At 39.2% G+C, this 16,261-nt stretch carries 12 protein-coding genes and 1 other RNA gene; 2 read left to right on the forward strand and 11 right to left on the reverse strand.

Features of this window, described 5'->3' with window-relative positions; genetic code table 11:
• Positions 1-60: 60 nt before the first annotated feature.
• Both nirD and nirB (BW986_RS17960) read right to left on the reverse strand, forming a co-directional pair.
• The gene (gene nirD, locus BW986_RS17955; RefSeq protein ID WP_076369307.1) at positions 61-378 is read right to left on the reverse strand and encodes a nitrite reductase small subunit NirD; all 318 of its coding nucleotides are present in this window, start codon (positions 376-378) and stop codon (positions 61-63) included.
• 17 nt (positions 379-395) lie between these two features.
• Positions 396-2,813, reverse strand: a complete 2,418-nt coding sequence (gene nirB / locus BW986_RS17960; protein ID WP_076369309.1) for a nitrite reductase large subunit NirB — start codon at positions 2,811-2,813, stop codon at positions 396-398.
• 204 nt (positions 2,814-3,017) lie between these two features.
• On the opposite strand from nirB (BW986_RS17960), the gene BW986_RS17965 reads away from it, so the two are divergent.
• Complete coding sequence (locus BW986_RS17965) at positions 3,018-3,344, forward strand: MerR family transcriptional regulator (protein ID WP_063233904.1); 327 nt, start codon at positions 3,018-3,020, stop codon at positions 3,342-3,344.
• A 199-nt stretch (positions 3,345-3,543) separates the two neighbouring features.
• Here the strand turns inward: BW986_RS17965 and cobA are convergent, their stop codons facing one another.
• From cobA to BW986_RS17985, 4 genes are all read right to left on the reverse strand, one after another.
• Positions 3,544-4,314, reverse strand: coding sequence for a uroporphyrinogen-III C-methyltransferase (gene cobA / locus BW986_RS17970; protein ID WP_076369311.1), 771 nt, complete (start codon positions 4,312-4,314; stop codon positions 3,544-3,546).
• A 118-nt stretch (positions 4,315-4,432) separates the two neighbouring features.
• Positions 4,433-6,583 carry an assimilatory nitrate reductase catalytic subunit NasC gene (gene nasC, locus BW986_RS17975; protein ID WP_076369313.1) on the reverse strand — a complete coding sequence of 717 codons (2,151 nt, stop codon included), beginning with the start codon at positions 6,581-6,583 and terminating at the stop codon, positions 4,433-4,435.
• Positions 6,584-6,673: 90 nt separating this feature from the next.
• A complete protein-coding gene (gene nirB, locus BW986_RS17980) occupies positions 6,674-9,004 on the reverse strand; it encodes a nitrite reductase large subunit NirB (RefSeq protein WP_076369315.1) in 2,331 nt (776 codons plus the stop codon).
• Positions 9,005-9,058: 54 nt separating this feature from the next.
• On the reverse strand, positions 9,059-10,264 hold the full coding sequence (locus tag BW986_RS17985) for a nitrate/nitrite transporter (protein WP_076369317.1): 1,206 nt from the start codon (positions 10,262-10,264) through the stop codon (positions 9,059-9,061).
• A 538-nt stretch (positions 10,265-10,802) separates the two neighbouring features.
• Here BW986_RS17985 and BW986_RS17995 point away from each other — a divergent pair.
• Positions 10,803-11,345: a ribonuclease H-like YkuK family protein gene (locus BW986_RS17995; RefSeq protein WP_076369321.1), complete on the forward strand. Its 543-nt coding sequence runs from the start codon at positions 10,803-10,805 to the stop codon at positions 11,343-11,345.
• 161 nt (positions 11,346-11,506) lie between these two features.
• Here the strand turns inward: BW986_RS17995 and ssrS are convergent.
• The 5 genes from ssrS to BW986_RS18015 all read right to left on the reverse strand — a co-directional run bounded on the left by ssrS (position 11,507) and on the right by BW986_RS18015 (position 16,260).
• Positions 11,507-11,693: non-coding RNA, 6S RNA (ssrS, locus tag BW986_RS18000), on the reverse strand.
• A gap of 268 nt (positions 11,694-11,961) precedes the next feature.
• Positions 11,962-13,443: a UDP-N-acetylmuramoyl-L-alanyl-D-glutamate--2,6-diaminopimelate ligase gene (locus BW986_RS18005; protein WP_076369323.1), complete on the reverse strand. Its 1,482-nt coding sequence runs from the start codon at positions 13,441-13,443 to the stop codon at positions 11,962-11,964.
• Positions 13,444-13,672: 229 nt separating this feature from the next.
• On the reverse strand, positions 13,673-14,899 hold the full coding sequence (locus BW986_RS18010; RefSeq protein ID WP_260320905.1) for an MFS transporter: 1,227 nt from the start codon (positions 14,897-14,899) through the stop codon (positions 13,673-13,675).
• Positions 14,900-15,157: 258 nt separating this feature from the next.
• A complete protein-coding gene (locus BW986_RS30295; protein WP_179086109.1) occupies positions 15,158-15,328 on the reverse strand; it encodes a hypothetical protein in 171 nt (56 codons plus the stop codon).
• 50 nt (positions 15,329-15,378) lie between these two features.
• Positions 15,379-16,260, reverse strand: a complete 882-nt coding sequence (locus tag BW986_RS18015; protein ID WP_076369327.1) for a mechanosensitive ion channel family protein — start codon at positions 16,258-16,260, stop codon at positions 15,379-15,381.
• Position 16,261: the final 1 nt, after the last annotated feature.

The following is a 16,261-nucleotide window of genomic DNA, read 5'->3' on the forward strand; positions in this document are numbered from 1 at the left end:
CTAAAAGAAAAAATGGATAGTCCCATAAGAGACTATCCAGAGCAGCGTTTTATCTACATTTCATAAAACAATATAAACATTGCCATCTTCTATTTCGACATTGAATGTCTTTACGCAACCGTTATCAGGTTTTTGGACTTCGCCATTCATGACACTGATTTTCCAGTCATGCATCGGGCAAAAGACGTGATCACCACTCACAATGCCTTCCACCAGAACTCCACCTTTATGCGGGCACCGATTTTCAATAGCTCGGAATTCACCATTCGCTAAATGAAAAAGAGCAATTTCATGAGAGCCTATGGTTACTGTTTTCCCTAGGTTTTTTGGCATCTCATTTACTTTTGAAACCTTTATCTTTTGAAGAGTTTTCCCCATGTTGGCTACCCCCATATTCATTTATTTGATATAGCTGGAATTTTCACTTTTTGAAATAAACCGGTTTGAATCGCATTGCTCTCAATGATTTCTTTCCAAGGTTCTTGCAATACCGATAAGGCCTCATCTAAACGTTGATTAAGCTCAATCCGTTTTTGCTTATCGCCAATAATCGTCTTAATGGTATCGAATCCTACACGCTCAACCCAGACAGACGTTCTTTCTAAGTAATTGGCAGTCTCCCGATAATGTTGAATGTATGCACCTGTAATTTCAATTACCTCATCACTTGTTTTCACTTTGCATAATAATTCAGCAGCTCTTAAATGGGTTCCACCGTTGCCGCCAATATAAATTTCCCATGCACCGTCAACACCGACAACACCAAGATCTTTGATGCCGGATTCTGCACAATTACGAGGACATGCCGACACGGCCATCTTAACCTTATGCGGCGTGCCTACACGTTCAAACTTCTTCTCCAGGGCAATGCCCAGCCCGATTGAATCTTGGGTGCCAAAGCGGCAGAAGTTTTCCCCTACGCATGTTTTCACAGTTCGAAGGGTTTTTCCATAAGCATATCCGGAAGGCATATCCAGGTCGGCCCATACACCTGGAAGGTCTTCTTTTTCAACGCCGAACATATCTATTCTTTGCCCGCCTGTAACCTTAAGTAACTTAACATTATACTTATCGGCAACATTTGCTATTTTCCGTAATTGTTCAGGATTGGTGACGCCCCCATACATTCTTGGCACAACGGAAAATGTACCATCCTTTTGAATATTTGCATGTAGTCTTTCATTGACATAGCGGGATTCTTTTTCGTCCTCATATTCAACAGGATGGATCATGCCTAAGTAATAGTTCAGTGCCGGTTTACACTTCGAGCATCCATCACTTGTATTCCAGCCGAGAACATTCATGACTTCTCGAGTGTGAGTCAGATTTTTTTCACGTATTTCAGCAACAACCTCATCTCTTGATAAAGTGGTGCACGTGCATATGGATTCCTTCTGATTTGACTTACTGAAATCAGCACCCAATGTCAGCTCGAGAATATCACCGACTAACGGCTTACACCCCCCGCATGATCTCGAAGCACTTGTGCAGCCTTTTACTTCCTCAATACTTGTTAACCCTTTAGATTCGATAGCCGTCACAATATCGCCCTTCGTTACACCATTACAACCACAGACGATTTCTTCATGTGACATCGAAGTGACAAGATTGACACTGGGTTCTCCACTGGTTCCAACTTTTAGATATTCGGAAACGTCGGCATTTTTATTGATCATGCTCAATAGGTTATTGCTTTCCTTTGTATCCCCGAATAATACCGCACCAGAAATTTTCCCATTTCGGACCATTACCTTTTTGTAAGTACCATTCCATTCATTAAATTCCTTGATTGATTTAGCTTTTTCATCCTCGAAAATTTCCCCAGCCGAAAATACATCAACACCAGATACTTTTAACTTAGTAGACAGCACTGAACCCTCGTATGCTTTGCTTTCCTGCCCGCAAATCCTTTTGGCTAATACTTTGCCCTGTTCATAAAGGGGAGCGACCAAACCATACACCATCTCTCGGTGCTCCGCACATTCACCAACCGAATAAATATTCGGGATTCCCGTCTCCATATAATCGTCCACGATAATTCCGCGATTTACAGGGATGCCGCAATTTTTGGCCAATTGAACATTTGGCTTAATCCCAACTGCCATGACCACTAAATCGGCGCTGATTTCCTCGCCATCACTAAAGCGTAATCCTTTAACATCAATTTCACCTAAAACCTCCTGAGTCTGTTTCCCAAGATAAAAATTCATTCCCTGGCTTTCAAGTTCCCTTTGCAGCATTTTTCCTGCTGTTGGATCTAATTGCCTATCCATCAAATATTCAGAAAGGTGAATAACATCTACCTGCATACCTAAATTTAAAAGACCCCTTGCCGCTTCAAGACCAAGTAATCCTCCACCAATGACTGCAGCTTTTTTATTATTTTTTGAATATTCAATCATCTTTTCGCAATCTTCAATATTTCGAAAGGCTGTCACTCCTTTTTTATCAGCACCCTTTATCGGTAGAATGAAAGGGATTGACCCGGTAGCTAAAATTAATTGATCATATTCTACTTCACGATTTGTGTCTGAGTATATGATTTGCTTTACGGTGTCGATGTTCGTGACCGTTTCACCGGAAAAAAGTGTAATATTATTCTCTTTGTACCAGTTCCAATCATTTATTGTAATATCATCTATCGTCGTAGCCCCTTGCAATACATTCGATAGTTGGATTCGGTCATAATTCGGATGTGGCTCACTTCCGAAGACAGTCACCTCAAACCTATCTGGTTGAATTTTTAAAATTTCTTCTATACATCTTACTCCAGCCATACCATTTCCGATTAGCGCCAATTTCTGCTTAGCCATGTTTTGTCCTCCAATAAGATTTTTTTGAAAGGATTATGTGTTTGATTATAGGTGAGGTCACTATTTATAACAACAAGTGTGTTATATAATCTTACATGATTTTTGAAAATTAATAATTAATGTTAGTTTTTATTACAAATATTCAGAAAATTAGGATATAATATCCTTATTGATCTTGCATAAATCAAAAATGAGGTGATTTTCATCGTCCAGCAAAAAGAATCTTATATAGACAGAAAAGTAATTTCCATAGGAGTGGTCAGAGAATTAACCGGACTATCCGATAGACAAATTCGGTATTATGAAGAAAGAAAACTCGTCTTCCCCGAAAGGTCTAAGGGGGGTAACCGTAAATACTCATTTTCCGACGTCAAGGCATTGGTGGAAATCGCCGATAAAATAGAGGATGGAGTGCAAACCAATGAAATCAGACAGGAAAAATTAAAAGAGAACAGAAAAATTGAACAGGAAAAAATGCGAAAAAAAATGCTGCAAGGCCAATTAAATGCACATTTTGGCTTACGTAATTGATTTTCGCCAAGCAAACGGAAATATTAACCGATTCAACAAGTACTATAATTTCCATATTTCAGACTTCGATAAAACAGGTCACAATTTCACCTTGCACCTTTAAAAATAGTTATTAACATTGTTAAACTGGACATGATGACTAACATGTCCAGTTTTCCATTTTCGCTACAGTAAAAGTTTTCTAACTTTCATTCCTTTTCTAAGCGAATTCCTTTTCATTTGTCTTCTCTGAAAACCATGATAATTTTGCGGATAAATTCACCACTTCTCCTATTACAATCATGGCAGGATTGGCAACCTGCTCTCTTGTAACAATCGCTACTATTGAATCGATGGTTCCTGTAAAAGTTCGTTGAAAACCTGTCGTTCCTTGTTCGATGACAGCAACAGCAGTTTCAGCTTTCTTCCCGCAGGAACGTAGTTGTTTGCAGATATATGGAAGGTTTTTAATACCCATATAAATAGCAATGGTATCAACACCATGTGCCAAATGATGCCAGTTGATGTTTTCAGGCTTGCCGGTCACGCCGTGTCCTGTGACAATTGCGAAGGAACTCCCCCATTCCCTATGAGTCACGGGAATTCCCGCATAAGCTGGCGCAGCGATTCCGGATGTGATTCCAGGAATTATTTCAAATTGAATTCCGTGCTTTACTAGCACTTCTGCTTCTTCACCCCCTCGTCCAAAGATGAAAGGATCTCCCCCTTTTAGACGAACAATCGTTTTTCCTTCTATTGATTTACTAATTAACATTTGATGAATGTCCTCTTGATGTACACAATGCTTACCAGGCGCTTTACCGCAATAAATGTATTCAGCTTCAGGTTTACCGTATAAAAGCAATTCACGATTTACCAATCGATCATACAAGATGACATCCGCTTCCGCGAGGCATTTGGTTGCCTTAACAGTAATTAAATCTGGATCACCTGGTCCAGCACCAACAATATAGACCTTTCCTTTTTTCATTCTCTTTCCCCTTTTGTTGTTAGTCATGTAAATTCCATTTGATATGGAATGCTGTGTGGTTGGGCTTACCCTTATTGAACCCAAAAAAAGTTATGATGAAAGGGAAGAAAACTTCCCTTTAATTGGACGTTAGCTCTACTAAAGGATGTACTTTTACAGCACTGACTTTAAAGCCAGGCATTTTGCATGCGGGATCTAAATCCTGTGAAACGAGGCGATTGACATTTTGTGAGTCTGCCCAATGGAAAGGAACGAATATAGTATCGTTGCGTATGGTTGCTGACCATTTGCTTCTTACAACAATACTTCCACGCCTTGATTCAATTTTCACCAAAGTATTGTCTGGAATATGAAATTTCTTGGCTGTCTCCGGATGAATTTCCATATATGATTCAAAATTCCTTGCGGATAATGATGAGCTTTTTCTCGTTTGTACTCCTGTTAAATAATGTGACATGATTCTTCCTGTTGTTAAATAAAGTGGGAAATCCGTACATGGCTGTTCTTTTGGAACAAAAGGTACATTATTAACCACAACCATGGCCGCCTTTCCATCCGGGTGGGCAAAAGACGTTTCGAATAACCTTTTTGTCCCTTTATGGTCAATGGTTGGACATGGCCACAAAATGCCTCCTTCTTTTCTTAATCGATCATACGTTATACCATAATAGTCAGCGGTTCCCCCGCGGCTTGCCACTCTCAATTCTTCGAAAATCTCATTTGCAGATTGAAAAGGAAAAAACTCCCCTTTTCCCAGAGCTTTTGCTATATCACAAATGATTTGCCAATCATGCTTCACTTCCCCAGGTGACGAAAAACTTGCTTCCCGCAATGTTACCCGTCCTTCTAAATTTGTCATCGTTCCTTCATCCTCTAAATAAGACGAAGTAGGTAAAATCAAATCAGCTATTCTAGCAGTTTCAGAAACGAACATATCCACTGCGACAAGAAACTTTAATTTTCCTAAAGCCTTTTTGACAAAGTTAGCATTGGGATTTGAAACAATTGGATTGGAACACATTAAAAACATGCCGGTAATTTCACCTTCATTTATCTTCTCTATCATTTCGTATGCTGAGACACCTTTTCGTGGTAAATCGGCCTCATCGATTCCCCATATTCTTGCAATATGTAATCTGTGTTCCTCATTTTCAATCATGCGATAGCCTGGGAGCTGGTCTGCCTTTTGACCATGCTCTCTTGCTCCCTGCCCATTCCCCTGTCCTGTAATAGCTCCATAGCCCGAATTCAACTTTCCGATTTTCCCTGTAATAATAAGAATATTAAGAAAATTACGAACGGCGGCAGAACCATCAGTTTGCTGCTCAACGCCCCTTGCTGTAAAAATCATTCCTGATTCTTCTTTCCCGAACATTACAGCCGCTTTTTGAATTTGGTCGCTAGGAACACCTGTCATTTCTGCAATTTCCTCCAATTGTAATGATGTAACATACTCCTTAACTTCGTTATAGCCATTTGCACGTTCCCGGATAAATGCTTCATCAATAAAATCCTCTTCAATGATCACTTTCAATAATCCGTTTGCCAACGCGGCATCCATCCCTGGTTTTACTTTTAGATGTAAGTCGGCCATTTTCGTTGTAGTTGTTTCTCGTGGATCTATAGCAATAATATATGCACCATTTTGTTTCGCTTTCTCAAAGTACGGCATGATTGTCGGCTGACATTCCGCAATATTCGTGCCTGCCAAGATAATGCACTTTGTGAATGGAACCTCTGATAAGCTGTTGGTTATACCTCTGTCCATACCAAACGTTTGGCTTGCTGCCGAAGCAGCTGCGGACATGCACAAACGGCCATTATAATCTATATACTTTGTTTTCAATGCTACTCTTGCAAATTTCCCAAGCAAATAAGCTTCTTCATTTGTAATGGATGCACTTCCATAAACAGATAATGCATTTACACCATCTTCTGCTTGAATCTTAGTGAAATTCTCCTTAATGTGGTTTAATGCTTCCTCCCATGATATTCGAACAAATTCACCATTTTTTTTAAATAATGGGTATTTAATTCGATCTTTGTGCAAAGCATGTTGGTGTGCATTCATTCCTTTAATGCATAAGCGTCCCTCTGAGGTTGGATTATCTTTTCCAATCGTCATATACTTTTTTCTTGTAACAATTGTTTGTTCCAACAGCTGCATCTTACATTGCATGCTGCAAAATGGACATTGTGTATCATAGCGTTTCTCTGATTGGACCTCTTGTTGCTTCGTGCGGAAATACTTTAATAATAATTCGGTCAAGGCTCCTCACCCTTTACTCATGGATTTCTATAGATAACATTTACCCGATAGTTTAAGACGTGCATCAAAATATACTTTCCATTCCTTCCATTATCTGACGTACGCCATTTCCAATCGTTGAGATAGTTGCTGACTAAGATCATTATCGAACAAAACTTCTCTAACATGAATTAAACCCACTCGTTCAATCCATTCCCAAGTCCGTTCTAAGTAATTGGCTGTTTCCCGATAATATTGAATAAAGCTGATGATGATTTCAATCGCTTCTTCATTTGTCCCAGCTACACATAACAGTTCACCGGCACGTACATTACGCCCGCTGCTTCCGCCCACATATATTTCCCAGCCCCTGTCAATGCCCATAACACCTATATCTTTCGTTGTTGATCCTGCACCGTTATGCATACAAGCAGATATGCCCATCTTTAGACGGTAAGGTGTTGATACATGCTCCAATCTTTTTTCCAAGTCAACAGCAAGTAAAAGGGATTGCTTTTTATCACAAGAACAAACATGTTCACCGATACATGTTTTGACGTTTTGAACGGTGTTACCATATTTCGAACTTAACGGCATGTCTAAATCAGCCCACACACCTGGGAGATCTTCTTTTTTCACACCCATTAAATGAATCCTTTGTTCACTTGTTACCGCCACCTGGGATATATCATATTTATCTGCAACATTTGCAATTTTCCGCAAGTCTTTCGCATTCGTCATCCCGCCGTACATTTGCGGGATAACGGAGTATCGGTCATCACTTTGAACTGTTGCATTCTTTTGTTCGTTTATGAAAAGAGTTTGCTGTCTGATCTCGTACTCCGGATGAATCATCCCTAAATAATAGCTCAGGGCTGGCCGGCACGTTGAACAACCTCCTGTATTTTCCCATCCAAGAACATCCATCACTTCTTGGACGGATGTTAAATCTTGGAGCTGCATTTTATACACGACTTCATCTTCCGTTAATGTTGTACATGAACACAATACAGTTTGTTCATTAGCCTGATCGGAAAGATTACCTAGAATATATGCTAAAAGCTCGGTCACTGCAGGCTTACATCCACCGCAAGAGCCTGAAGCCTTTGTGCATTGTTTAACTTGTTCCACGGTTGTTAATCCCTTATTTCGAACCGCTCCAATGATTGCCCCCTTTGAAACAGCATTACAATTACAAATGATTTCATGATTTGCCATAGAAGCGATTAATCCCTCAGCCGTACTTGGTGATTGGAACAGTACATGCTTTTCCTCTGACGATACAACTTGCCGCTTTAAAATCATATCAAGTAATCGGGAACTGACCTTTGTATCTCCATACAGAACAGCACCTATGATTTTTCTTCCTTGAAAAACCACCTTTTTATAAACACCATCTAATTCATCAAAAGTTGTGATTGATTTCGTTGTTTCATCACCAAGGAAATCTCCAACAGAAAATAACTCAACTCCTGATATTTTTAACTGGGTCGAAAGGACCGAACCTTGGTATCCGTTGCATTTCATCTCACAAATATGCTTTGCCAGCACTTCACCCTGTTCATATAGGGGTTTTACCAGTCCATAAACAATTCCGTGATGCTCAACACATTCACCTACCGCAAAAATATTTGGGATGCTGGTTTCTAAATAGTCGTTTACAATAATGGCACGATTTGTATCAATTCCGCTTTCTTTGGCCAACTGAATATTCGGTCTGACTCCGGCAGCCATAACGACTAAATCTGCTTCCAGCTCCGTTCCATCTTTAAAACGGACGCGCTCTACACGATCGTTACCGATTATCTCCTGAGTTTCCTTTTTTAAAAGAAAGTTCATACCCTGGTTTTCCAACTCTTTTTGCAGCAAAAGTGATGCCGTTGAATCAAGCTGCCTTTCCATTAAATGGTCAGCAATATGAACGACATTCACTTCCATGCCAAGGTTTAAAAGCCCTCTCGCTGCTTCTAAACCTAATAAACCGCCTCCGATGACGACTGCTTTTTTATACTTGCGCGAAGTATCAATCATCTTTTGGCAATCTTCAATCGTCCGAAATGCAATGACTCCTTCTTTATCAACACCGGTAACAGGGAGAATAAATGGGCTGGAACCTGTGGCAATTATCAGTTTATCGTAGTGAACTTCCCGTTCTTTGTCTGTTATTATCTTCTGAGTCTCTTTATCGATTTTTACAACCGTTTCCCCTGTGAACAATTGGATATTATTCTTTGTATACCAGTCCCTGTCATTTATCGCAATATCCTCAAACGAAGTGTTGCCTTGAAGCACAGTCGACAATAAGATTCTGTTATAGTTAACGTGTGGTTCACTACCGAAAATAGTAATCTCAAATGCAGTCGGATCCATACTAATTATTGACTCAACACAGCGTAAACCCGCCATTCCGTTCCCTATTAAAACCAGTTTTTGTTTATACATTTTCTCCCCCCAAACAAGTACTGTAACAAGCAAATATAACCAGTAAACAAAGATCTAGATCTTAACTGAATTTTTTCCGAGTACCCACGTTTTTTTCCACGAAAGCTGAGCAAGGCCCAGGATAAGCAACGCCACGATTCCTACTGCGGAAAATACTAAAAATCCCGTAGCATATGTCCCAGTAATCTGTTTTAACGTACCTAGTATGTTTGGAACCAGGAATCCGCCAACACCTCCGGCAGCTCCTACAATTCCTGTGATAAAACCAATTTCTTTAGAAAATCGCTGTGGAACTAATTGAAAGACAGCTCCATTGCCCATACCGAGAAATAGCATCCCGATGAACAGCAGGATCGTAACCACAGTTAGAGAATAAAGAAAACTAATCCCAAACATACATATTGTGAGTCCGACGAATAAAAACATAAGCAGTTTAACTCCACCTATTTTATCGGCAATAAATCCTCCGACAGGACGAAAGAAACTTCCGGCGATGACACATAATGTAACAAATTCCCCTGCCCTAATCCGTGTTAACCCATACTCATCAACAAAAAAGATGCTTAAAAAGCTAGTAAATCCGACAAAGCCCCCAAATGTCACACTGTAAAGAATACAGAAATACCAAGTGTCCGTTATTTTAAATACGTTGAAATATTCCTTGAGCGGTTTTGCAGGCGGTTGAGATGGTGCGTCTTTTGCGATTAAAATATAAATGACGAACACGATGGTTAAAGGAATCAAAGCTAATCCCATAACATTATGCCAGCCCAGTGATTCTGCAATACGCGGTCCAAACAATGTAGCAAAAAGAGTTCCGCTGTTACCTGCTCCAGCAATGCCCATCGCAAGACCCTGCAAATGCGGGGGATACCAGCGACTAGCCATAGGAAGTGCTGCAGCAAAACTTGCGCCAGCCACTCCGAGTAAAATCCCAATTAAATAGAGCTCGGCTAAACTTCCTCCGAATAACCATCCCCAAAAAAGCGGAATCATCGTAACAAGCATTCCGCCGATTGCTGTTTTCCGCGGACCGATGCGATCAGTCAAATAACCAAGGACGATTCGAAAAAACGAGCCTCCCAAAATCGGAATAGCTACAATCAAGCCTTTTTCGGCCGGGGAAAGTCCGAAATCCTTTGTAATATAGACACCGAGTGCACCTAATAGTACCCAAATCATAAAACTGATATCAAAATAAAGGAATGAGGCTAATAATGACGGAGCATGACCGCTTTTTTTCAATTCAGATATTTTCATTTTTCATCTCTCCAATACTTTATTAATTGAATATTCGTTTATTTTACTCTTATAAAAGGAAGATTTCTTTGTTTATGTAAGAAAACATCACACACTTTTTTTAAAAGGTTATTAAATTTGAATACTTTAAAGGAGTTATTGGTCTAAATTTAATAATTTCATTTCCTTTTTCTTATATTAATTGAATGATATTGTGGTTTACTTAGGTGATGTAAGGTTTAACTTTTCAGTTATGGAAGGGGATATGCCAAAGCAAATAAGCTTTTTCGTAATATTCTCCATACAAAAAAAAGAGAAACCTGATGAAATAGCTTCTCTTCGCTACAAACTCCACATTTTTAAATTTATGGCTTATATAACATGTATACTAGGAATCAATAGGGCACCGAAAATAATTCTTTTATTAATGATGACTGCACCTTCTTTAGCGGGTTCTTCCCACGGCACAAAACAAGGACCCCCTTCATATGATGTGTTATGAGCGGCAAGAGATATTTAATAATCTGATTATATCCGGGGAAAGGTTGGGTGCAATAATATGAAGCAATATCCATTTCAGAACATCCCATTTCAAAATCTTCAGAAAAAAGACATGTCATTTGAAGAGGTATTTGTTCATATTGTTGAGTTCATGGAATTAAATCCTTCCGGTAACTATCAATTAATGGTCGGGACAGATTCGCAAGTACATAAAAAGCATACCGTTTTCATTACAGGCATCGTGATACGGCAGGTCGGAAATGGTGTATGGGGTTGTATAAGAAAAGTGATGATCCCTAGAAGGATGCTGCATTTACATGAGCGCATTTCCCAAGAGTTGTCGTTAACAGAGGAAATCGTATCCATGTTTACGGAAGAAAGAAAAAATCAGTTAATCGATATTGTCCTGCCTGCTGTATATCAAGGGGCAACGTTCACAATGGAAGGGCACATTGATATCGGGATTGGAAAACGGAACAAAACCAGTGAGTTTGTCAAAGAAATGGTGGCCAGGATGGAATCCATGGGCGTGGAACCAAAAATCAAACCCAATGCTTTCGTCGCTTCAAGTTATGCCAACCGGTATACAAAAAAAGAGTGAATGTCTCCAAAACATGTAATTATCAAATGGTTTCAACACTGGATCCTGTTAAGCTGACAGAACAATATGGTTAGGAAATTTCCAGACTGCAATAAGGTACATACATTTTGAAAAACAGCAAAAAACCGGCCTCAGAAAGAGACCGGCTTGAACATTTAAAGATATAAGCCGCCATTGCCGTATTCAGTAAGAAAGTTTTAAACCACCACTCCTCAAAGTGGGTGTTTGCAGAAAAAATCCTGTTGTCCAAGTCAGTGACGAGGCATAACATTCCTGTTTCAATATAAAACTCCCTATTACAGCTTAAAGGTTAAAACTTTATTATCATTACGAACAGTGCAGCTTGTATTGATATAATACCTGAATTCCTCATAAGTTACAATGTTAATAATCACCATATGAATAGCCTATGGCTGTAGAAGGAAAAGACTCCTAAAAGGCATTCGTTAGACTAAAGCTATGGCTGTTTTCGCCTACTTTGTTGCTATTTACCAAGTAAAGCGGTGTGGTTGATTTCCCCTCCAGATGCTCGCTTTCCGCGGGAGTCTCGCACTTGCGCTCCAATCAACCTTAAATCGTTTAGTACTAAAAACAATCTTTACGAAAAGAGCCAAAGCTATTGATCAAAATAACCGATAAAATCCCCTTGGTCTTTATTTTGCAGATATAGTACCGTTTCTTTGTCAGAAATGGTAGGCAGTCCGAAATTTTTCTCATACCTCTCAATTCCTTTTCCTGTAATGATAATCCAATCCCCTTCCTTTCCTGCTTGTAACGCCTCCTGTATAGCAAGTGTCCGATCTGGAATAACCTTCCCATTTCCAGCAAAGTAATCGTTTTGGAGTTTATTTAGGGCCGATTCCATCTCCTCTAATCCCTCCGAATTCAGATCATCCATCGTCAAAATCGAAACATCACTATGTTCCGATGATACTTTAACCATTTCAGCCCTTTTGGTTGTATCTCGTCCACCTCGGAAACCAAAGATATGATAAATTTTTTTGGCCCCGCATTCTTTGGCAGTTTGAAGCATATGTTGAATGGCATCTGCAGTGTGTGCATAATCGATGACTATTGTCGGTCCAAATTCTTTCTTATACATTTCAAATCTTCCTGGCACACCGGAAAATCGTTTCAGTGAAGTGAGGATTTCCTCTTTTGAAATTGGAAACATCTTCGCTACGGAATACGCAGCTGTTGCGTTATATAAATTATGAAGTCCAGGTAAAGGTAACTCAATTTTCACAAAATCATGATTCTCATTCAATAAAATAAAGGGGTTTATGGCAGCATTATAATTGGTGATGGTTAAATCGCAGCGATTGGATTTTCCAAATACAAAGGCACTGACACTCTTCTCACGTAAGTATTCTTGTAGTCTTTCTCCCCAGAAATCATCCCCATTGATAATCGCAAGACCATTTGGTTTCAATTTTTCAAAAAGCAGTAATTTTGCAAGGAAATAATCCTCCATGGTACCGTGGAAGTCGAGATGGTCATGATACAAATTCGTGAAGACACAGAAATCAAATTCAATTCCTTCTAATCGGTATTGGGCTAATCCATGAGAAGACACTTCCATTATGACAACCATGTCCTGACTGGCTGCCAGCAAGGAATTCAGTTCCATGGTACCTGGAGTCGTATTATGGGAATCGACTTTGATTCCGTTGATAATATGCTGTATCGTACCAATGACGGAACAGGTAACCCCATTCTCTTCTAATATTTGCTGAAGCATATAGCTCGTTGTGGTTTTTCCATTTGTGCCCGTAATTCCTATCATTATTTTTTGATTGCTGGGATCTCCATAAAACCTTTTGGCGATTAGCCCTAATGCTTTTCGACTGTTCTCCACTCGTAAATAGGGAACATCCAATCCCTTAATATCGCGATTGCCAATCACAGCCGATGCCCCTAAACGAATTGCATCTTTAATGTAATTATGGCCATCGGACGTATAACCGGTTACGGCAACAAAAAGGAATCCCTTTTTAATTTCTTTAGAATTATCGGTTACACCTGTGATGGATATATGTTCAACGTCCTTCGGCAAATTCCCGTTTATTGCTTCTTTCAATATATCTTTAAGGATCATTAACTTTTCTCCTTTTTCATGTAAGCTATTCACCTGACTTATGAAAATAAAATTCATAAGTAACAATAAGCCCATTTTTAGTATTTACCAGTACTCTAAAAATAATTGTTAATCCAAATTTTGTTAGTTGTAATAAAGGTCAGAAGGAAAAAAGAAAGAAAAGCAGCCAAAATTGGCTGCTTTTCTTATGGATATAGCTGTATTTAGGTGTTGGCACACTGCAAGATAATTACGATTGAATTTCCAGGGGTTTGGTTTCGGCCTTTTGATTGTACAATGGCAAAATGAAAAACATCCCTAGAATAAAAAAGAAAGCGGCTGTTTCAAATATGGCGACGAGTGAAAATTGCTCTTTCAGTACACCTGCTGCACTCATGGTCAACACCATCGATCCAGTGAATAGCGGGCTTAAAATTCCATTGACCCTTCCGATGAACTCGCCTTCGGTCCTCTGTAATATCAATGTATTGATCCCGATTTGAATACAAGGCAGCATTAGCCCATTAAAGAACTCGGCTGTAAGTGTAATCCAAAGATTTGTTGAAAGCCCCATTACCGCTAATCCAATGGCATTCACAAGCATTCCGAAAGCTAATAATCTTTGAGGTGCCACTTTTTTAGCAAAAATCATCACACCGGCACCACCTAAAATCATGCCAAACCCATTCACCATAAATAACCATTGCAGATTTTCCTTAGGCAGTTCCAGTTGTTCCGTAACAAGGAATATAGAGAGCGGCTGAATGAAACCCAGTCCGAGCCCGGCTGCCAGAAAACATAAACCAAGTAAGCTTAGTTCCTTTTTTCGCAACACATACCTCACTCCGCTTTTCATTTCCTGCCATATCGTTGTTTTTGCGGTCTCTTCATTCAGTTTACGATCTTTTGGAAGAAAGGCGAGTGCACCAGCTGAAAGTAAAAACGCCAGGCCAGTAATCGCAATCGATATGTTTATCCCGAATGATTGGAAGGCGAATGTACCGAGAATCGGACCTAAAACCATAAATACTGCAAAGACGGTCTGATAAACAGACATCCCTGTCTGAATTTGGCTTTCTGGCAAATGCATCTTAAAAAGCTTCATGCCTGATGGCTGAGAAAACTGAGAAAGTATCGCCGAAATCAAAGTTGCGAAGAATACCATTTTCCAACTGCCGAAGATAAGCGAGATGAGCACAGCAAATACGGATAGTGCACTTAATATATCACACCAAACCATCGTTTTTTTCGGACTCCAGCGGTCAGCAAACGTCCCTCCAATAAATGAAAAAATAAAAATGGGTGCGAATTCCGCTACTGATATCATGGAAATGGCAAAGGCATCTCCATTTGTCTTTTCCATGACGAATAACAAAACGGCAAAATTCCGTACCCATATCCCTATTTGCAAAAACAAGCCTGATAAGATAATGGCCCGGAATACTCGATTTGTAAAAATGTTAGGTTCCTTATTAATTAACGTTTCAGATGTGTTATTCGCCAATATAAAAACCTCCTGTGAAATATCTGGACAGGAGGCAGTACAATACAAATTCAACAAGGAAAAATATCCCTAATCTAAGGAACACAATGATCTTTGTTTGTATTTTAATGTACAGACTAATCCTATCCAGAAAAAAAGTTCGTTTTAAGCACGCATTTTTTCTTAAAAAATAGGATTAAATGATCATTGTTTAAAGGTCACCCTTCCATTTTATGTTATTTTCATAATAATTTATTTAATCTGATAAATCAAGGGCAAATTAATAAAACTTTTTTTTGATGGGTTTGTTCTATTTTCTTGTATAAAAAAAGGACTTCCTTTAAAAGAAAGTCCTTTAATATCCTTAAGCTTCAAAGGACTTTCACTAGTAAAGCTTCTGCCCTTTGTTACCTTATCCATCATTTTTTCATGACCTTTTCCTGGATTATCTCAAGCTAATGTGTTTCTTCTTTTCAGTTCTCCAATAAACGTTCTTGATTAGGATTGCCCTGAACAAACAAATGGGAAGATGGCATTAGAATTTGATTCTCATGTAAAGCAGTCATCATTTCAAACCTCACGCTTCTCGATGTTTCAAAGTAATCATCAGGTTTCACAAGTCCCACTATACATAGTTCATATCCAACATATTTAAGATTCGGATTTAAATCCGTAATGCCAATGTACCTAAAATCCTCTTCAGGTGTATCATCTTCTAGTCTTAGAAGGCTTTCACCATACTTCTCATTACAGATAATACATATATTCTCCAACAGCCGTTTTACCCTTTCGGGATTTTCTTGATAACTTACTGTGATGCGTTCAATGATTCGCATTCTTCCTTTATTAAAATTTTGAATCGTCCTGATTTCACTGTGTGGGATGGTCAGCAATTTTCCTGACCATTCCCTGATCTGCATGAACCGGATACCGATTTCCTCAATCGTCCCGGAACTTGTCCCATTAAAGGTCACAAAATTCCCTACCCGGAATTCGTTATCTGAAAGCCTTACGAATCCCAATAAGATATCCTTAAGCATTTGCTGAGCCGCAAATCCGATCACGACCCCTACAATCCCAGCTCCAGCCATGATTCCTTTTATGTCTATAAACTGGCCAATCAGATAAATGAGGAAAAGTCCTGCAAGGCCGTACCTTAGAGCAGAACGAGTAACCCCCTGTATCGTTCTTTCGACTTCTTCCACAAAAAAATCAGATCTCTTAAAGAACCATTCAACCATTTTATTCAAAATATAATAAACGGCCAATAACAGTAAAGCTAATATAAAAAGCCTCAATACTAAAAATTCTTCCAAATAATCCATAGCCTGTTCTGTAAATTTCAAGACATTCATG

The sequence above is a fragment of the Peribacillus simplex genome, assembly GCF_900156045.1.
Lineage (GTDB): Bacteria > Bacillota > Bacilli > Bacillales > DSM-1321 > Peribacillus > Peribacillus simplex_D.